This window comes from Phycisphaerae bacterium (assembly GCA_018003015.1).
GTDB lineage: Bacteria > Planctomycetota > Phycisphaerae > UBA1845 > PWPN01 > JAGNEZ01.
Genome location: JAGNEZ010000020.1, coordinates 14,389 through 34,011 on the forward strand (window position 1 = coordinate 14,389; position 19,623 = coordinate 34,011).

Annotated in this window: 10 protein-coding genes and 1 tRNA gene; 6 read left to right on the forward strand and 5 right to left on the reverse strand. The window is 62.8% G+C overall.

Features of this window, described 5'->3' with window-relative positions; genetic code table 11:
* Positions 1-593 precede the first annotated feature (593 nt).
* From KA354_10960 to KA354_10980, 5 genes are all read left to right on the forward strand, one after another.
* Positions 594-2,105, forward strand: a complete 1,512-nt coding sequence (locus KA354_10960; GenBank protein ID MBP7935156.1) for a DUF2961 domain-containing protein — start codon at positions 594-596, stop codon at positions 2,103-2,105.
* 328 nt (positions 2,106-2,433) lie between these two features.
* Positions 2,434-4,233: an alpha-L-fucosidase gene (locus KA354_10965; GenBank protein ID MBP7935157.1), complete on the forward strand. Its 1,800-nt coding sequence runs from the start codon at positions 2,434-2,436 to the stop codon at positions 4,231-4,233.
* Between the two features lie 536 nt (positions 4,234-4,769).
* Positions 4,770-4,843: transfer RNA gene (locus tag KA354_10970), tRNA-Cys, on the forward strand.
* A gap of 236 nt (positions 4,844-5,079) precedes the next feature.
* Positions 5,080-6,612, forward strand: coding sequence for a sugar isomerase (locus tag KA354_10975; protein ID MBP7935158.1), 1,533 nt, complete (start codon positions 5,080-5,082; stop codon positions 6,610-6,612).
* A gap of 217 nt (positions 6,613-6,829) precedes the next feature.
* Positions 6,830-8,233, forward strand: a complete 1,404-nt coding sequence (locus KA354_10980) for an aspartate aminotransferase family protein (GenBank protein MBP7935159.1) — start codon at positions 6,830-6,832, stop codon at positions 8,231-8,233.
* A 280-nt stretch (positions 8,234-8,513) separates the two neighbouring features.
* Here KA354_10980 and KA354_10985 read toward each other — a convergent pair whose 3' ends face one another.
* Positions 8,514-9,212, reverse strand: a complete 699-nt coding sequence (locus KA354_10985; protein ID MBP7935160.1) for a cytidylate kinase-like family protein — start codon at positions 9,210-9,212, stop codon at positions 8,514-8,516.
* Positions 9,213-9,576: 364 nt separating this feature from the next.
* The gene (locus tag KA354_10990; protein ID MBP7935161.1) at positions 9,577-11,670 is read right to left on the reverse strand and encodes a hypothetical protein; all 2,094 of its coding nucleotides are present in this window, start codon (positions 11,668-11,670) and stop codon (positions 9,577-9,579) included.
* A gap of 948 nt (positions 11,671-12,618) precedes the next feature.
* On the opposite strand from KA354_10990, the gene KA354_10995 reads away from it, so the two are divergent.
* Complete coding sequence (locus KA354_10995; GenBank protein MBP7935162.1) at positions 12,619-14,268, forward strand: M2 family metallopeptidase; 1,650 nt, start codon at positions 12,619-12,621, stop codon at positions 14,266-14,268.
* A gap of 2 nt (positions 14,269-14,270) precedes the next feature.
* Here KA354_10995 and KA354_11000 read toward each other — a convergent pair whose 3' ends face one another.
* The 3 genes from KA354_11000 to KA354_11010 all read right to left on the reverse strand — a co-directional run bounded on the left by KA354_11000 (position 14,271) and on the right by KA354_11010 (position 19,362).
* A complete protein-coding gene (locus KA354_11000) occupies positions 14,271-16,256 on the reverse strand; it encodes a DUF2961 domain-containing protein (GenBank protein ID MBP7935163.1) in 1,986 nt (661 codons plus the stop codon).
* A 188-nt stretch (positions 16,257-16,444) separates the two neighbouring features.
* On the reverse strand, positions 16,445-16,978 hold the full coding sequence (locus KA354_11005) for a GNAT family N-acetyltransferase (GenBank protein ID MBP7935164.1): 534 nt from the start codon (positions 16,976-16,978) through the stop codon (positions 16,445-16,447).
* Positions 16,979-17,013: 35 nt separating this feature from the next.
* The gene (locus KA354_11010) at positions 17,014-19,362 is read right to left on the reverse strand and encodes a S9 family peptidase (GenBank protein ID MBP7935165.1); all 2,349 of its coding nucleotides are present in this window, start codon (positions 19,360-19,362) and stop codon (positions 17,014-17,016) included.
* Positions 19,363-19,623 lie beyond the last annotated feature (261 nt).

The following is a 19,623-nucleotide window of genomic DNA, read 5'->3' on the forward strand; positions in this document are numbered from 1 at the left end:
AGTCACCCTGAGGAGACGGACGGACCGGCCGCGGAATCGTTGTGTCCGATCCGACCGGGAGAAGATCTCCGGGCGGATCCCTGTTTCAGGCCATGGGCGAGAGTATCCTCCGGGACTGGGGCGAACGCAAGCGTGCGTGGTGCTGGTTTAAGGCAAGCCTGTGGGCTGGCCACCGGCGGCCCAGTACAGTTCGCGGAGGACCAATCGCTGGCCGGAGGGGTTCGCCGAAATGGTGAGCGCCAAACGAACCCAATTGTAGCGGTCAGCGATCGCTTCCGGCTGTTTACCTGGCCGGGGGCGGCCGTTTTCTCCGCCTCGGTCTCATCCGGCTGACGGCGGAATCCGCTATGCAATAACACGCCCGGTGACCCGGTGGGAAGTCGGCAACCGAAACGGGGAGAGTCGGCGAGGAGCGAGATCAGGCGAGACGCGCAGGGAACGGGTTGTTGTTCGGGCGGGCGGAGCGGTCGTGGGATGCCCTGCGGGCGGGTCCTCTCTCGTGTTCCTGGATGGGGGGCGCTTGAACGCGGGTTGATCTTGGCTTAGCCTGCCCGCGGTGTCAGATTTGTTCCAGGAACACACGGAGAAGGGCCATGAGAAGAAGATCATTACCTGCCGGTTCGTTAGTGATTCTATTCACCTTGATTCTGCCGGCGGCGGTGTTGGCCGGCGACCTGGACAACCTGTTCAATGTTCGCAGCGCCCGGACGAAACGGGTGTCGAGTGCGAACCCGGAATGGAGGAACACCAACCGGGACAATCGCCAGTTGCCGGCCGGGGAGACGCTCACCTTGGCCGAGCTTCAGGGTCCGGGTGTCGTTCGGCACATCTGGTTTACGATCGCGGCGCCTGCCGGATGGGGGCGTTGGCTGACGTTGCGGATGTACTGGGACGGTCAGGAGGAGCCGGCGGTGGAGACTCCCATCGGTGACTTCTTTGCCGTGGGGCACGGAGCGTTGACGGTGGTGGACTCGTTGCCCGTGGCGGTCTCGTCGGAAGGGCGGGCGTTGAACTGCTACTGGCCGATGCCGTTCACCAAGAGCGCGAAGCTCACGCTGACCAACGACTCGAAGGAGGCCGCCCGGGCGATCTACTACTACGTTGACTATGAGGAGGTTGATGAGCTGCCTTCGACCACGGCTTTTTTTCACGCCCAGTATCGGCAGGAGTATCCCGCGAAGATGGGTGAGGACTACCTGATTCTCGACGCTGAGGGTCGGGGGCATTACGTTGGCACGGTGTTGTCCGTCGCCCTGCGGACGCGAGGCTGGTTCGGCGAGGGTGACGACCGGTTCTACATTGACGGTGCGACCGAACCGCAGCTTCGGGGCACGGGAACGGAGGACTACTTCTGCGATGCGTGGGGGTTCCGGGTGCTCAACCGGCCGTTTTACGGCATCACCCTCAACGGCTCCGACCAGGGGCGTGATTTCGGCGACCTCATCACCGCGTATCGTTGGCACGTCAACGACCCTGTCCATTTCGCCCGATCGCTGAAGGTCACGATCGAGGACAAGGGCAATGTGTTCGACGCGAGCGGCCGCCAGGTTTCCGGCTTCATGGAGCGGTCCGACCTGATGAGTTCGGTGGCCTTCTGGTATCAGACCGGCAAGGCCAAGCGGTTCGCGACGCTGCCGCCCGCGGAGGAGCGTCGCATCCCGACGGAGGTGATCCAGTTCGAGGCGATGGTGAAGGATGCGAAGGCGGAGCCGTTGTCAACGCCAGTTGAAGCGCAGCGTGGGAGATTCAATGGCGGCGCGCAGCTTTGGGTGAAGTTTGCCGACCAGCCGGGTGAGGTCACTATCCCGTTCAAGCTGGAGAAGGCTCTGGTGGGCATGGCGACGCTGCGACTGACCACGGCCCGCGATTATGGCACATTCGAGGTACTGCTAGACGGCAAGACGTTGTCGGGCAGGAAGGCTCTGGACTTGTATGCGCCGGCGGTCACGTCTTCGGTGTTCAGCATGGGTTACGTCGACCTGGTGGCGGGCGATCACGAGCTCAAGTTCAAATGCGTCGGGAAGGACGACAAGTCGACGGGCTATTATCTTGGCGTGGACGCGCTGGAAGTCGCCCGGATCACGAAGTACGTGCTGGTGAAGTAGGGGCGGCTTTGGTGATCTGCTGCCAGGAGTCGAGGATCGGCCCTTCGTCGCGGACGGGCCCGGTCGGGTCGAGGCCTTCAACTTGCGGCGACGGTTTGCCGCGAGTCATCGGTCGTCGGAAGAACGCTCTGAGTGTTTCGGGCACGGAGGGACAAGTCCGAGAGCGGTTTGGCGTCAGGGGGGGTGCAGTACAATGGCCGAGCTGGGCCCGGCAACGTAACCGGGCAAGGCTGCCTGGAAGATCCCGTTTCAAAGCGTCGATCAAGTGGGCCACCGTGGGCTTGCGCTTCAGTACGTCATCGGGCTCACCGACCTGCGAGGAGGCAGAATGAGACTGACCCGAGTTTCTGTCGTGGTTTTTGGCCTGGCTTTGGTTTTTGGGATCCCTGTGCATCAGGGAAGCTCGCTGTTGGCCGAAACATCTGCTGAACGCGACCAGCGCATGGCGTGGTGGCGTAAGGCGCGGTTTGGCATGTTCATTCACTGGGGACTATATGCGATTCCAGCGGGCGAGTGGAAAGGAGAACGCCTTGACAATCCGGCTCACTGTACAACGTGGACCCGGCATTTCCTCAGCATCCCGACTGCCGATTGGGATCCCCTGATCCATGAGTACGAGCCGGTTTGGTACAATCCGCGTGACTGGGCCAGGTTGGCCAAGGCCGCGGGTATGCAGTACGCCGTCCTGACGACCAAGCATCACGAGGGTTTCTGTCTGTTCGACAGCAAGCTCACGGATTTCACTGCGATGCACGCTCCCGCCCGTCGCGACTTGGTGAAGGAATGGCTGGAGGCCTTTCGTGCCGAGGGGATTCGGGTAGGCTTCTACTACTCGTTGATCGATTGGCATCATCCCGACTATCCTGTGGTCGGCGATCGCCTGCACCCCGAGCGCAAACGACCGGAAACGCTCGCCGAGAAGCGCGACCTGAACAAATATCTCGATTATTTGCACGGGCAGGTCCGCGAGCTGATGACCCGCTACGGCAAGATCGACGTGCTGTGGTTCGATTTCAGTTACGACAAGCTCACCGGAGAGGCGTGGCGGGGAACGGAACTGTTGACCATGGTTCGATCGCTGCAGCCGGGGATCATTGTCAATGATCGTGTAGGTCTGGGGGGTGATTTCTCAACGCCCGAGCAGCGCATTCCGCCCAATGGAATTCCCGGCAAAGACTGGGAAACGTGCATGACGATGAATGGCAGTTGGGGTTACAAGCGCCATGACCACGCATGGAAGTCGACGGAAGCGCTGATCCGCAACCTGATCGATATTGCCAGCAAGGGAGGGAATTACCTGCTGAACGTCGGTCCCACGGCGGAAGGCGTGATTCCCGAAGCGAGTGTGAATCGCCTGACGCACATCGGGCGTTGGATGCGGATAAACGGCGAGAGCATTTACGGCACGTCGGCCAGCCCTTTTTCAAGGCAATTGCCCTGGGGGCGCTGCACGCGGAAGCTGTTGGACGATGGCACGACGCGGCTCTATCTGCAGGTCTTCGATTGGCCCAAGGACGGGCGTCTTGCCGTGCCGGGCCTGGCGAGTCAAGCATCTCAGGCGTACCTGCTTGTCGATTCGCGCCGTGCACCGTTGCCTTGCAGAAGTCACGCGGAGGTATTGACGATTCAGGTACCGGCGGCTGCGCCGGATTCCCTCGCTTCGGTGATTGCGCTCGACATCGAGGGCGACCTGAAGATCGTCCAACCTCGCTTGCGGGCTGACGCCGACGGAGTGTTTCACCTCCATGGGCGTGATGCGGAATTGCATGGTACCTCGATCCGTTATGATGGTCAGGAAGGCCGTGAAAGCGTGGGCTATTGGACTGACGCCAAGGATTGGATCAGCTGGCCGATTCAGGTGGAGAAGGGGGGCACGTTTCGCGTGGAAGTGGTTTACGGTTGCGCGAAAGGCGAGGGGGGCGAATATGTGGTTGAAGTGAATGGACAACGATTGGCGGCCAGAGCCCGTGAAACCGGGGGCTGGTTCGAGCGCGTCACTGATCTGATCGGCACGGTGGATCTGCAGACGACCGGAGCGAGAAGCCTCTCGATTCGTCTCACATCGAAGCCCGGCTTGGCCGTCATGGACCTGCAAGCAGTCATCCTCCGACCGATGGCGCATCCGTAGCGCGGCAAGCCGAACGCATGCCGTTTTGGCCTGTGCTCGCGGCCGGCCCGGTCTGGTCTTTTTCAATGGGCTTGACGATTGGCTGCTGAGGCTACGGGACCTTGACTGCATTCCATGGCGACGGATGGTGGATCCGTCCCCATGGAGGAGGACGACGGGTGCATTGGCCATCAGGCTTGACGACCCTTTGACCGCGCTTGGGCTTTGTTCGGCGGGTCCTCCGGCGAGGCGTGGTGGGGTGGCGATCCGCCTCCAGCAAGGAGCTCGTCAGCGAGGAACGGCTTGACTGTCCCATCCTGGTTCAATATCCTTGGTGACCTGTTGGCGGAAGGTGTACGGCGAGGAGCAAGTGAGGTTGGCAGTGGGCTCAGGAATGGAAGCAGGCCCGCGTGGCCGGCAAGGGCGCTGTGAAGGGGACGGCGGCGGGGCGTGATGTAAGGCTCTGTCATATCGGATGTAACGTGAGAGCTGCATCGACCAGGTACAACGCGGTTTCAGCGGGGCGATCGATCACAAGTCCCTGTAGACACAAGCTTGGCGGCGTACCCAAGTGGACCAAGGGGACGGATTGCAAATCCGTTATTCATGGGTTCGAATCCCATCGCCGCCTGTGGATAAGTAGTTGATGAATAATAAGTTATAAGCAGATCGACATCCTTTTCGTAGTTCCGCAATCGAGATGAAGGGTCCAGATCAAGGGTCCAAGGGCCGACCCTATCGGCGCGACTGCATGCCGGATGCGGGGCGATTTGCCTGGCCCCGGGTTTTCCTTCGCTGGCAAGTCTCGGAAGCTGCGAACGATGCCTGGCCTTGTGGATCAGACATACCCGTTATGGGGAGTGACACATGGCGGCGAATGATGGACAGGAGATGACCGGGATCACGCGGCGAGGGTTCTTCGGCGCGGTGGGTGGGACGATGGTTGCAGGCGGTGCGGTACTGACAGATGCCGGGTGCGCGGAGGCCGCCTCAGTCTCCCGGGCGTTGAGGTCCACTCTTGTTCCCGGCCGGGCGCTCCGGGTGAAGCCTGCGCTGGCGTATGCCATCCCCCAGCGGCACGAGAAGACGAGTTGGCGGTCGTACGGTGGTCTCAAAACACGCGAAGACGTGGACCAGGAGGCTCGTCGGATCGAGCAGGAGCTGAAAGGACTGGCGGCACAGGCCGAGTTTTCCGTCGAGGTGCTTCCTCTCACGCTGGTTGGAGATGCGGGTCAGGCCGCTGCGGTGGCCAAGACCGAATGCGACACCATCCTGGTCTTCGGCTCGGGTGGCGACCAAGGTTGGCTGGAGACCATGGCGGCCTCGGGCAAGCCAAACCTGCTGTTCGTGCGGCACCGGTCCGGGCCGGTCTACCTGTGGTACGAGATTGCCCACTGGCGACTGCTGCGCAAGAGTGAGGATGCGTTCAGAGAGCCGAATCTCGATGTCGATGATGTTGTGGTCGACGACTACGGTGAGCTCTTGTGGAGGCTTCGGGCGCTGTATGGTCTGAAGAATGCCCGCGGGACGGTGTCGGTTGCCTTGGGCGGTTTGCAGGCCTACAGCAAGCCGGGGCAGGAGTGCGGGCCGGCGCACGTCAAGGTGGTCTGGGGCTACGACGTGAAGGAGGTGGCGGTCGAGCAGATCGAGGGCCGACTCAGGCAGGCCCGCGCCGACGTGGCGGTCATGGGTGAAGTCGAGCGGCAGGCGGACGATCTGCTGACCCAGCCGAACGTGAGGCTTGGTACCGAGAGACGGTTTGTGGTCAACTCGTTCCTCGCGCTGCGGGTGTTCAAGGAAATCATGAAGGAGGCAGGGGCGACCAATCTGGGCGTGGCCAACTGCATGGGGCCGCTGATCGGTCTGCTGGACACGCCGCCGTGCCTTGTGCTCAGTCTGCTCAATGACGAAGGCTGGACTGCGTTTTGCCACGCCGACTACACCCACACGCCGCCGGGCGTGCTGCTGCGGTGGATCTCGGGCAAGCCGTCGTTGGTCAGCAACTCGCATTTCCCGCACGACGGCATCATGACGCTGGCCCACTGCGCCGCCCCGCGGCGAATGAACGGGCAGGACTGTGAGCCGACGCGGATCCTCACGCATTTCGAGTCGGATTATGGCGCGGCCACGAAGGTGGAATATGCGAAGGGTCAAGTGACCACCAACATCATCCCGAACCTGCACTGCACGAAGTGGTATGGCTTCCGGGGGCGCATCCTGGACTCGCCGGCCTATGACATGTGTCGGTCACAGATGGACGTGCGGATCGACGGCGACTGGCGACGGCTGCTGCGCACCATGGAAGGCTTCCACACCATCACTTGTTACGGCGATTACCTCCGTGAGGTGGGGTACGCGATCAAGAAGCTGCAGATTGAATGGGACAATGTCAGCGCCTGAAGTACGTCTCCATACGATGAAAAAAGTCCGAAAAAGCGATAGGGGCATCGGAGGGGGAAGCTGTACAATGGCGAAACATGGCCCGACGGCGTGGCCGGGCAAGGTCAAATGGGAAATCGGCTGAAGCCACCTGCCGGCCGCTCGCCCGCATGGAGCCTGCCGCGCCGGACGGTACGAGCCGTCTTCGGCTGCTTTGCAGTATCAGAGGTTCTTTCCGATGACTCCCGATGAGTTCCGAAAACGGGGACGCCAGGTCGTGGACTGGGTCGCCGACTACATGGAGAACGTCGAGCGGTACCCGGTCCTGTCGCAGGTCAGCCCCGGCGAGATCCGTGCCCAGTTGCCTCCGTCGCCGCCCGCCACGGGCGAGCCGTTCGAGCACATCCTGCGCGATATCGACCGGATCATCATGCCGGGCATCACCCATTGGCAGTCGCCTAATTTCTTCGCCTATTTTCCATGCAACAATTCGGGGCCGTCCATCCTGGGCGAGCTGCTCTCCGCCGGCCTGGGCGTGCAGGGCATGCTCTGGGCGACCAGCCCCGCGTGCACCGAGCTCGAAACCCACGTGATGGACTGGCTGGTCGACATGCTCGGCCTGCCCGCTCACTTCAAGTCGAGTTCGACCGGTGGGGGTGTGATTCAGGACACCGCCTCGTCGGCGACGCTGTGCGCCATCCTGGCCGCCCGCGAGCGGGCCACTGGGGGACGAAGCAACCTGACCGGTACCGACCCGCGTCTTGTCGCGTACGCCTCCACCCAGGCGCATTCCTCCATCGAGAAGGGCGTCCGTATCGCCGGCATGGGGGTGAACAATCTCCGCCTGATCGATGTGGATGAGCGTTATGCCATGCGCGTCGGTCTCCTGGCCCAGGCCATCGCCGCCGATCGCGCCGCGGGACGCGTCCCCTGCTTCGCCTGCGCTACGGTCGGCACGACCTCGTCGACGGCCATCGACCCGCTGCCCCAGATCGGCAAGCTCTGCCGGGAACAGAACATCTGGCTGCACGTCGATGCGGCCATGGCCGGCGCGGCGGCCCTGTGTCCGGAGTTCCGTTCGCTTCAGGAGGGGCTCGATCTGGCCGACAGCTACGGCTTCAATCCGCACAAGTGGATGTTCACGAACTTCGACTGCGATTGCTTCTTCGTCGCCGACCGGGCAGGGCTCATCCGTACGCTGAGCATCCTGCCCGAGTACCTGCGCAACAAGGCGACCGAGTCGGGCGCGGTCATCGACTACCGCGACTGGCACATCCCGCTCGGTCGGCGCTTCCGCGCGCTGAAGCTGTGGTTCGTGATCCGTTCATTCGGCGTCGAAGGGCTCCGCGAGCGTGTCCGCAAACACATCGTTCTCGCCCGCGAGTTCACCGAGTGGGTGAAGGCCGACCCGCACTTCGAGGTGGCCGCGCCGGTGACCATCAACCTGGTCTGCTTCCGCCACCGTGGCGGCGATGACGTCAACGAGCGCATCCTCGACCGCCTGAACTCCTCCGGGAAGCTCTACCTGACCCACACGAAGCTTGGCGGGAAGTTGACCCTGCGGATGTCCATCGCCCAGACCAACGTCGAACGTCGCCATGTCGAGCAGGCCTGGCGGCTCATTCAATCCGCCGCAAGCTGAGACCAGCCCGCGCGTCACCGAGGGATTCTCTTCACATGCTCCGCGCGCAAACGTGGGGTGCCGTCTACAAGCCCCGCGTGCAAGCAAGCGGTTCTTCCTTTAGCATGTCGGCGGGATTACCGGGAAGAGGAACTCCGCGGGCGGCGTTTCGCCGACCCAGAGAGTTTATGATGTGGAACCCTTACGGGCCGCCGGGGCCGATGGTGTAGTCGGATTGGGCCATCGCTCAAGCCGCAGCCGTCTTGAAGGACGCATTGTTCTGACGGCAACGGCGGCCGGACTACCGCATCTTCAGCGCGGCTTCGATCAGGTCCACCACTTGCTCGAAGTTGAAGTTGCTGACGTTGATGAGCAGTTCAAAACGGGTGGAGTCATCGGGGTCAACCCGGAAGTGTTCCTGGACGAAGCGACGGCGTTCCTGCTCGATGCGATCGATCTCGACGGCGGCTTGTCCCGGATTGGCTCCCGTGCGGCGGGCGAAGTTCTCGACCCGCCAGTGGCGCGAGGCGACGAGCTTCACCCGCAGGCCGCGCGTGCGCGGGAGGATCAGATCCACCGCTCGGCCGAGGAAGATGGCGTTTCCCTGGCGGGCGATGCACAGCACTGTCTCGGCCAGTCGGTGGAAGGGGTCGTTTTTGCGGAACTCCTGCTGTATCAAGGACCGAATCATCTCCCCCAGCCAGCTCAAGTCACGCTCGTTCATGGACTTGTGGAGCCGTTCGCGCATCGCGTTGTCGTCGGCCATGGTGTGCAGGATCTGCTTGTCGAACACCGGCCAGTTGAGTCGGCCGGCCAAGATCACTGCGATTTCGTCCCCACCGGCACCGACATCATTGGAGATGGCCACGAAGTTGGCGACCTGCTCACGCAGCGGCGTCGGCCGCGCCGGTCGCAGACCGCGGGTGATCTCCCACCGGCGCATCTGCTTCTCAATCAGCTTGACCAATCCGGGCTTGTCCGCGTGGGTTCTGCCGAACATGTGTCCTCCCTGGCCTGAGGGCCGCGAGGGTAGCAGATGGCCTGCGTCTGTGGGGGCGCCCCCGTTGCCGTGCGAATCCGGCTTGACTGAATCGGGGAGCGGCAGACGTCACAGGGGTGGAAGGGCACTGGCTCTGATCTGAGCCTGCTGGGCCATCAGGTCGGCGTCCGGCCTGTGCCTGTCCACGGTTCCTTCACATCAACTATACCACAGAATCGCCCTGCGGGCAGGCGGCGCGTCGAATGGCGTTCGAGACGACCCTCGCGTCGGGCCTCCGCGCTGGTGCGGCGCTCCCGTGTGCCGGGGCAGTTTCCCGTCACAGGTCGGCTGCCGCTGTTCAGTCTCAAGGGATGTGAGGCGGAGTCTACTTCTGCGGTGCATCGAACCTCACACCGGCGGGCAGCTTGTCCGTACCGCCGGGTCCAGTTACATATGCGTCATAGACACCGGGCGGGATTGGACTGAGGCCAATCGGGTCAATCTCGACGACGGCCGCCTGGCCTTGGCCGAAGACACCGACCAGCTTGCCAAGCACCGGCCCGAACAGGAACGTGCATTCCTCGAGATTCCTTCCGGTGACAATGACGACTGAGTTGCGAGTGGTTGGCAGGGAGGTCGGACAGACGCCGGTCAGCTTTGGCACACCGGGCCCGGGGTCTGGCTCGAGCTTCGAGAGACGATAGACCCAGGCAGACAGTCCCGATTCTGCCAGGGAGAGCGGCGTGCTGTCGTACCATTGCTGTTTATAGCTTCCTGAGGGTTCGAATTTGCAGCAGTGGTGCGACGTCTTCTGCGGCGTCTGGGGCGCCGTCGGGAGTTGTTCCTTCAGCTTGTCGGCCACTTGAGCCCTGTACAGTCCCTGCATGGCTCCGAGTTCCGGATACCACCATGCAACTCGATTTCGGGCCTTCTCGGTAGCCGGCACCCAGCGGCTCTCAATCTGAACCTGAAGATCGGGTACCAGGGCTGCCTGAGCTTCGGCGATCGATCGCAGAGCCCGCGAGAGGGCCTGCATGTCCTTCATCGGTGCGGTCTCGTTCGGCTTGCGCGTAGTGTTGTATGGAGGTTTTTGATGTGTTTTCCCGTCAACAGCCTCGGCGGCTTCAAGAGCCTGTATCGCGGCGCAGACCGCTCTCCTGGGTGAGTCACCGGCTCTGTCAGTCGCTTTGCAGTTGGAGCGGACACTTGGGATCTTCGCGTCGACTTGCCGCAGCATGCGCAGGGCCGCCGCCGGGTCCCTCGCGGCAACGTGCGTGCGGGCCGAGGCAAGGCTGTAGAGGGCATCGTTTCGGGCCGCTACCATGACCACGAACGGCACGCTGATGTCCTGGAGGAGCACCACGGGTCTCGCCCCCTCCTTGACTCTGTAATCATCAAGATTGGCCGCCATGTACTCTCCCCGGATTCGAAATCCCAGCGAGGAGAGCCGGGAAAATGAGGATATGGAAATGCGCTGGTTCGCCGACTTGATGTCGGCCGTATTGAGGCGGGAGCGTTCGGCGAGTGCGTTCGCCGCGGCGGAGTAGCCCATTGCCTTGAGCTGCAGGGCGATGTCGCGCTGATAAGCCGACACGGATTCGATCTCCATGTTCTGGCCGACGGCGGAAGGGAATACGCTCACCGTTGTCACTTCGTCGGGCGACGGATCCTGGGTGCCTTTCCTGAGGGCGACAAAGCGCAGTGTTACCTCGGCGATGAAGTCCTCCTTTGTCACCGTGCCTGGCGAAACACTGATGTTGCCCACGAGCACATGCACGCCGATGCCGCCGGGCATCTGGAGCTGGCCTGGATCACTGGACAACTCGTGCAGGCGCATGTGATAGAAGGCATTGGCGGCCTCGGTGATGCGATCACGAGCACGAAGCTTGACCACGGACAGCCCCTCATAGGCTTTGGCCTGGTCGGCCAGCTCTTTGGCCCGAGCGGCCGCGTCGTTCTCAGGCAGCTCCGGAGCATCAGTTGCGTTCTGTTCGGGCACGGTCACGGCTTGCGCCGCCGGCGCAGCCACACCCAACAGGCTCTCGAGCAGTGACGCGTTGGCTTCGGGGGACGCGGCGTTGGATTGCAGCAGGCTCTCCGCGATCTTGTAGGCAATCTGATTTCGGATGGGCTGCACCGCGTGTTCCGGGATCGTGAGTGCCTCAAGGGTCAGTGCACTCTTAAATGAAGCCACATCAAAAGTACCCAGCTTGGCGGCGACCTGGAATGTCACATCATCATAGAGCTGCTTGGCGTTCAACTCGAAATCGATCTTGAAGAAGTCCTGCTGGGCGACAACAAAGGGCTTGGTAACCGCAATCTCCCCAAATCGGGTGTGGTATTCCTCGAGGGCCTTCACCTTATCTGGAAGTCTGGGCCATCGGTGGACTCCGTTTCTCCAGTTGTCGCAGCCGACGCTCACCAGGCAAGCGAGCCAAACGAGAACGCAGACCGGCCGTGAGTTCTGATAGAGCAGCATCGCTCGCTCCTTCTGTCAGGGCACCTCCGGACCGCTGACGCAGGACGACTCCGCATCGAATCTCATCAGCGGGCGCGAAGGCCGAGGTTCGGGACGCCTTCACCATTTTTTCTGTCCATGACCTGAAGCGGGCACAGCTTCGGAATCGTCCAGGATGTCAGTTGCGAGCGCTGGGGCTTGGGACGTGCGTGACCGCCGTCGAAGAGGGTGCACAACGACCACACGTCTCTCGGGCAGATGCCGGCATGCTGCTGGACGGATCGGGTGCTGGGGGCGCGTCTGGCCGGCGGTCATGCCCTCTCACCTGAGAGGTCCATGCACTCGTCGAGAGGTGCTCACCGCGCCGACTGAGCGATCATGCCACTCATCGCCCGGTCCGGAGCATCTCCCCGTTGTGGGCGGGCTTCTCCTTGTCGGTCTGATCCAGATGCCGTTTCAACGATCGAGCTGCATGAAGTTTGGCCATGCCTGGGCGTCGATCTTCTCGCTCTGATCCGTTGTTCTGCGGCGACGGGTCGCCGGTCGATGCAGCTGGCCCACGATGTAATGTACACGCTTTTTGAAAGCTTTTCAAGCGCAAACGCAAGAAATGATGTTGGCCGGATCCGTCCGACCACCCGGGTGGTGGGGTAACCGGGGTGGAGGAGTAGGTCTCCGCTGGTCGTTGTCGGACAGGCCGCAAAGGGTCTTCTGCTCGACGTCCGGACGTGCAGGCTGATGGTCCTGAAGAGGATGGGCGCTCCACGCGGGTCCTCGTTTCCGAGGGGTCGATGCTGGGAAACGTCGATGCTCGAGCGAGTCGAAACAAGGTGACTTGCGAGGTGTCAAATCCCCTGCTCAGCGGTAGGATGTTCTCCCGGCGGCTCACACCGGTTTGTGGCGGTGGGCGGCTGAAGGGAGCCGGAGAAAATGAGTCGGTACGTCACCTGCATTTTGTCGGGGTATGTCATGTTCGGTGTTGCCGGATGCCAGTCGGGGTCGGGACCTGTTACGGATGCTCGGAGCTTCATTCGCGAATATGAGGCCAGGGTGCGGCCGGTGGAGAACGACCTGTCCCGGGCCTGGTGGAAGGCGAACACGTCGGGCAAGGATGAGGACTACAAGGCCAAGGAGCAGGTTCAGAACAAGCTGGACGGTCTCCTGTCCGATCCTGCTCAATTTGTCCGGTTGGAGAAGATCCGCCAGGGTTTGGCGGCCGGAAGCGACCAGCTTGATCCCCTCGTGGCCAGGCAGATTGAGGTGCTGTATCTCGTCTACAAGGCCAAGCAGCTCGACGCCGACTTGCTCAAGAGGATCGCGGCCAAGGAGAACGAGGTCGAACAGAAGTTCAACGTTTTCCGGGCCAGGGTTGACGGGACGGAGATGACTGACGGCGAAGTCATGGACGTGCTCAAGAGCTCCAAGGACTCGCGGCATCGTCGCAAGGTCTGGGAGGCGAGCAAGGTGGTGGGCTCGGTTGTTCTGGTCGACCTGAAGGAATTGGTCAGGCTCCGCAACGAAGCCGCGACGAAGCTGGGTTTCCGCAACTTCTACGAGATGCAGTTGCGGCTGGCCGAACAGGAACCCGAGGAGATCCTCAGGCTGTTTGATGAGTTGTATGCACTGACTCGCGAGTCGTTCAGCCAGGCGAAGGCGGAGATCGATGCCAGGCTGGCCGCCAACTGCGGGATAACGGTGGCCGGCCTTCGCCCCTGGCATTACCACGATCGGTTCTTCCAGGAGTCGCCGGCGATCGACGATGTGGATTTCGACACGCCCTACGCCAAGGTGGACATCGCCGGGCTGGCTCGGACTTTCTACGAAGGCATCGGGCTGCCGGTGGACAGGATCCTGGCTCGAAGTGACCTGTACGAGAAGCCCGGCAAGTGCCCGCACGGCTTCTGCTGCGACATTGACCGCGAGGGCGACGTTCGGATCCTGGTGAACATTGTGCCGAGGCACGACTGGATGGCCACGGTGCTCCACGAGTGTGGGCACGCCGTCTATGCCGCCCGGAACATTCCGATCAGTGTGCCTTACGTGCTGCGAACGCCGGCTCACTCGTTCACCACCGAAGGCGTTGCCATGATGCTCGAGCAGTTCGCGATTCGGCCTGACTGGATGGCGGCCATGGGTCTGAAGGTGGCCGATCCGGAAGCGGCCGGCAGGGCCGGAGCGGCGATGAAGAAGCGAGCCCTGTTGATCTTTGTCGCCTGGTCGCAGGTGATGACCCGGTTTGAAATGGCCATGTACGAGAATCCGGAGCAGGATCTCGGCGAGCTGTGGTGGGACCTGGTGGAGAAGTACCAGATGGTCAAGCGGCCGGAGGGTCGAGACGCTCCCGACTACGCGAGCAAGATTCACATCTGCACCAATCCGTGCTACTACCACAACTACACGATGGGTCAGCTGTTTGCTTCCCAGCTTCATGCCACGATTGCGCGCCAGGTGCTGAAGACTGAGCCGGCCAGAACCCTGTATCACCGGCGCAAGGAGGTCGGCGAGTTCCTCACGAAGCGGGTTTTTGCCCCGGGCAGCTCGATGCGGTGGCCCGAGTTCGTGCGCTTCGCCACCGGCGAGGAGTTGAGTGCCAAGGCGTTTGCGGCGGAGGCGCGGTAGGGCTACTCGAGGTTCTTGATTGCCGCTTGGGCCGCCCAGCGGACGCGTGGGATTTTGGCCATTTGCTTCAGGACGGGCAGAGCGGGTATGGCCGCCGGCTTGCCGATCGAACCCAGGGCGGTGGCGTACGAGCGCAGCACCTGGACCTCTTCGCCCTTGACCGAGCTGGCGTCGATCAGGGCCTGCACGGCGGGGGCCGCGTCCTGGCCGATGCCCGCGATCCCGTTGCCTGACATGAGCCGTACGTTGGGATCCTGGTCTTTCAAGGCGGCGATCAGGTTCTTCAAGGCCGGGAGGGCGCCCTGGCCCCTGTCGCGCAGGGCGATGGCGGCCAGTCCGCGAACCACCGGATCGGGATCGGAGGTCAGGGCCTTGCCGAGGTCAGTCGCTTCGCCGGCGGGTACGCGTGGGGCCTGGACTTTCGCGGCCGCCGCCCAGGCTTCCGGGCCGACCTTGGCCAGAATGATGCTGTCGATGCCCACGTTGTAGCCGCTTGACGCCTCGCGCTTGCCCAGGCACAGGTAGGTGAGCGTGTGGCGGCCCTTGGTGAGTCGCGGCCAGCCGACCTGGTGAGCGAGCCCGACGTAGGTCTCGAGTGCGTAGCCGTCGAACTGGGTTCGTGGGCGCAGGTCGGCGCCGGGTTCGTGCTCGAGCTGAGCCGCTCCGGCCGGTTTGCCGTCGAGCAGGACGGTGTAGACGCCATAGTCCGACGCCTGGGCGACTTCGGTGTAGATTTCGTAGTTGCCGTCCTCAGGCACATCGAAGGGGAGCTCGATTCTCGCGTCCTTGCCCTCGGCCTGGAACAGGATCACGTCCTTGGACCAGAACAGCTCGGGCGAGATCGAGACCCTGCCGCCCTCGGCCTTGACCTGGTCGATCGCCTTTTCCACTTCGATCTGCAGGGCGTTGCCCTGGGGGAGTCGCGCGGGTCCGTAGGGTAGCGGCGGCTGATCCTGGGCGATGCCCTGCTGGTACCAGAATGCGACGCTGGACATCAGGTCGGTGCGTTCGCCGAACGCCGACTTGACCGAACCGTCCGGGTTGTAGGTCCAGCCCTTGTGCTCGATCTCGAACCTGAGCGACCTAGTGAACGGCACCGGGTCCAGGAGGTGCCAGCGATAGGCGGTCATTCGCGAACCCAGGTCGGTTCCTTCGGCGACGGTCACGCCGTAGTAGGGGCCGTCGTTGACGTGCAATCCCCAGGCGTCGTTGAAGTAGTCCTCGCTTCCCGTCCCTTCGATGGAGGGTTTTGACTGGCCGTCGATCCAGAAGAACTCGTCCCCTTCGCCGAACCAGCCGGCCTCGGCCTGAACCACAGACAGCACTGTGCCGACGTAGTGGCCTCGACCGGTGACCTTCAGGAACTCATAGAGCGAGCCGTCCGATGGAGCGGGCATCCTCTGGCGGTAGCGGGCGTGGAAGTAGAGCGTGTCGTCCGGCAGTGACGGGATCTTGTTCCAGTCGACGTGGTAGTACAGGCAGGTCACCCGGCGACGGCCTTCGTTGGTCACGGTGATCTTGCACGACTTGCGGAAGGGCATGGGCCAGTAGCAGTTGCGGGCCCGGCCGTCGGAGCTGTCGCGAACCATCTCGGAGCGGACCTCCTGTTCGATTCCGTGTCCGACCGCGAAGAAATCGCCGATCGGGGTATCCACGCTGGGGGTCTCGCTTCCGTCATAGTACACCCGCAGCCGGAGGAGCCGCGGCCAGCCGTATTCGTTGTCCGCGATCGTGACCCACAGGTGGGTGACCACGCCTGGTCCCTGCAGATCGGCCAGGACGGTGGTCTCTCCGGGGATGGGTCGCTTGCTGTCGTCGTTCGAATCCCAGTCGGCGTTGTTGGACGATACCCGGTGAGCGCTGAAGTCCTTCGGATCGGTCAGTTGGAAGGGGTCGGGATACCCTCTCGCGACCTGCTCGGCACTGGCGGCCAGGGCGATGGTGAACAGTGCGATCGCCGACGGAATGAGCACGAGGTTCCACTTCATGACGTCCTCTCCCTGGAATGGGTTTCCCTAGTGATTGATTGACATCCACGTCCGCTCTCTGGCGGACTCACGGTCCCCCGGCGCTGGGGCGAGAAACGGTATGCTACTTGCAGGGGGAGCAGGCGGCAAGAGATGGAATCCGCCGCTGGGCCGCGCGACCGCAGGCGACTATCGTGACGCGCGGCGATTCAACTCGGCGTCTGTTCTCGGTCGACCGAGGGTTCCGGCGGATTGCCTGCCACCTTGGTTTGGCAGATCTTCATACCCCGGGCCTGGTAGTTGGCCAGGGCTCGGGGATGATCGCGCGTGCAGGTATGCACCCAGACGCGTTTCGGCTGCTCGGCCCAGGCGGCCTCCAGAGCGATGGTCAGCAGCGGGCCGCCCAATCCACGTCCGATGAACGCCGGCGCCAAGCCGAAGTAGGTGATCTCGATTCCACCTTCGTGGTCGCGTCGCAATTCGAAGTAGCCGGCCGGCGAGCCGTCGTAGGTGGCGATCCAGGTCCGCAGGTCCTCATCCTCGGCATAGGCACGCCATTGCTCCTCACCCCAGTTCAGCTTCTCCCACCACGACCACGCGCTGCCGACGAACTCATACAGAAACCGGTTCACCTGCCATTGCCTGATCTTGGCCTCCCGCACCTGGAAAGCCGGATCGGAGCAACGTTTGGGTCGCAATTCGGCAACCGATTGCATTTCGAGATAGGTGACGATGACGCTCATGTTCGTCTGCTGCGGACCGATCGAACACACCCGGGCTATTCGGTTGCGGGCAGATGCTCCTTCAGATACCGCGTCAGTGTTTCGAAAAGATGGCGCTTGGTGTTGTCCCCTTCCTTGATGGCGTGTGTCCGGTTCGGATAGGCCATCAGGGAGAAGGGCTTGTTCTGTTTGATGAGTTCGTTGATCAGGGCCTCGCAGTTCTGGTAGTGGCAGTTGTCGTCGGCCGTGCCATGGACGAGCAGGAGGTTGCCCTGCAGCTGGTGTGCGAACGTGCTGGGTGATCCGTCCCGGTAGCCGGTTGCGTTGTCGGCGGGCAGTCCCATGTAGCGTTCCTGGTAGACCGTGTCGTAGAGCCGCTCGTCGCTGACGAAGGCGATGGCCATCGCGGTGCGATAGAGGTCGGGGTAGCGGAAGATGGCGTTGAGGCTCATGGAGCCGCCGCCGCTCCAGCCCCAGATGCCGACCCGTTGGGGATCCAGGTATGGCCGTTCCTGCAGAATCCGCCGCGTCGCCTCCGCCTGGTCCGCCGAGGCGAGGATGCCGACCTGCCGGTAGATGCACTTGCGCCACTCCCGGCCTCGTGGTGCCGCGGTGCCGCGATTGTCGACGCTCATGACCACGTAGCCCTGTTGGGCCAGGAGGCAGTGCCACAGGTAGGTGTCGCCGCCCCAACAGTCCATCACCGTGGATCCGGCCGGCTCGCCGTAGACGTACATGACCAGCGGGTATTGCCTGCTGGAATCGAAGTCCGGCGGCCTGATGCACCAGGCGTCGAGCTGGATATTGTGGTCGAGTTTCACGCGGAAGAACTCGGCGGGCGAGGGCTTCAGTTCGGCCAGCGAGGCGGCCAGTGCGGCGTTCTCGGCCAGGGTTCGGAGGACCTTGTGCCCGGGCAGACGCACCAGCTCGATGACCGGAGGTCGTCCGAAACACGAGTAAGTGTGAAAGGCCCAGCGGCCATCGGTGGAGATGTCGTAGGAGTGGTTTCCAGGCTGGTTTGCCGGCGAGATCCGCCCGACCGCTCCCTTTCCGTCGAGTGACGCTCGATAGAGGTAGCGCTGCGTGGGGTTGTCCGGCGATGCGATGAAGTAGATGCAGCCCTCTTCCTCATCGATCCCGGCGATGCGGACCACGTCGTACTCGCCGGGGGTGAGCAGGGTGATGGACCGATCGGCGCGGGAGATGGCATACGCGTGCCGCCAACCGTCTCGTTCGCTCAGCCAGAGGAAGCGTGTCCCGTCCTCGATCCAGTGCCAGTCATCGACCACATCCACCCACGCGGCATCGCGGTCGGTGAGGAGCGTTCGCATGTCGGTATCGGCACCTTCGATGAGCTCGTTGGTATTCTGCAGCCGGTTGAGCTGCTGGAAGACCACCGCACTGGCGTCCTCTGTCCATTCCAGTCGCGGGATGTAGTGATTCCTCGGGTCGGCGTTTGAACGGAACCACCGTGTTCGCCCGCCGCGAGCCCTGACCACGCCCACGCGGCAGGCGGAGTTGGTCTCGCCGGCCTTGGGGTAAGGAAACGAATTGAGCGTCGGATAGGGTGCGTCGGTGTTATTGATGATTGTGAACTCGGGGACTCTCGACGTATCGAACTGCCAGTAGGCGATGTGCCTTCCGTCCGGGCTCCAGCGGAAGCCGTTCCGCAGATCGAACTCCTCCTCGTAGACCCAGTCGGACGTGCCGTTGATGATCTTATCCGAACCGTCCCAGGTCAGCTGGGTGATCCGCAAGCTGCGAAGCGCCTGTACGAAGAGGTTGTTCTCGCAGACGAAGGCCACTCGCCGGCCGTCGGGTGAGAAGGCGGCGAACATCAGCGTCGAGGGCGCGGCCCTCCCGCCGAGCCTGATCAGCTCTCCGCTCTCCAGGTCGAAGACCCAGTAGTCGCCGCGGGTGTTCCGCCGCCAGACGCGTTTCGTGTTAGTGAAGATCAGCAGCTTCGTGCCGTCGTCTGACCATGAGTAGTCGTCGATGGTCAGCGGCTTGGCGTCCGGGCTTGGCCGCAAGTCCGACGCGGAGACCAGGACACGGCGTCGGCCAGACTCGGTCGCGTAGCCGACCACATCCTTGGCGTCCTCGATCGCCTCGGATTTCTCCAGTACGGTGTAACCCGAGCCGTCCTTGAGCCACCGCGCCGGCCCCCACTCCTGGGTTTTGAACTCCTCCTTGCCGAAAATCCGATCCACCGTCAGCAGCGAGTGATCTGCAGGCGTCTCGGCGGCCGGGAGCGATGCCGACGCCGACAGGACCAGTGAGCAGCTCAGCAAGGCGACCCGGCGGTGCCTGCGATGCGGGCTGTTGGCGGGGGTGTCCGGAATCGCCCTCGCTGGTCGGCCGGGCCTTGAGCTTCCTTCCGGTCCACGAGTTGTACGGTTGCGCATGGGTTGCCTCGCGAGTTTGTCCACCTTCACGCGGCCAGCAGGTACTCAGCCTCTCCGGTGAACGGCCGACAGCCGCACGAACCATGATATCCTGATTCCACTAACCGGCGAACTCGACCTTCCAACCACCCATGTCACCTCGCCCGGCGTTCACCCGGAGGACAGTTGTGGCGATGTGGAATGAGCCGACCGATCACTTGATGGGCTCAAACGGAATCGGACCACACTCCGGAGGTCAACGATGGCTCATCTCACCAGACG

Coding starts and splice junctions, on each gene's coding strand:
- KA354_10960 (MBP7935156.1), top strand. CDS start 594: ATGAGAAGAAGATCATTACCTGCCGGTTCGTTAGTGATTCTATTCACC.
- KA354_10965 (MBP7935157.1), top strand. CDS start 2,434: ATGAGACTGACCCGAGTTTCTGTCGTGGTTTTTGGCCTGGCTTTGGTT.
- KA354_10975 (MBP7935158.1), top strand. CDS start 5,080: ATGGCGGCGAATGATGGACAGGAGATGACCGGGATCACGCGGCGAGGG.
- KA354_10980 (MBP7935159.1), top strand. CDS start 6,830: ATGACTCCCGATGAGTTCCGAAAACGGGGACGCCAGGTCGTGGACTGG.
- KA354_10985 (MBP7935160.1), bottom strand. CDS start 9,212: ATGTTCGGCAGAACCCACGCGGACAAGCCCGGATTGGTCAAGCTGATT.
- KA354_10990 (MBP7935161.1), bottom strand. CDS start 11,670: ATGCTGCTCTATCAGAACTCACGGCCGGTCTGCGTTCTCGTTTGGCTC.
- KA354_10995 (MBP7935162.1), top strand. CDS start 12,619: ATGTTCGGTGTTGCCGGATGCCAGTCGGGGTCGGGACCTGTTACGGAT.
- KA354_11000 (MBP7935163.1), bottom strand. CDS start 16,256: ATGAAGTGGAACCTCGTGCTCATTCCGTCGGCGATCGCACTGTTCACC.
- KA354_11005 (MBP7935164.1), bottom strand. CDS start 16,978: ATGAGCGTCATCGTCACCTATCTCGAAATGCAATCGGTTGCCGAATTG.
- KA354_11010 (MBP7935165.1), bottom strand. CDS start 19,362: ATGCGCAACCGTACAACTCGTGGACCGGAAGGAAGCTCAAGGCCCGGC.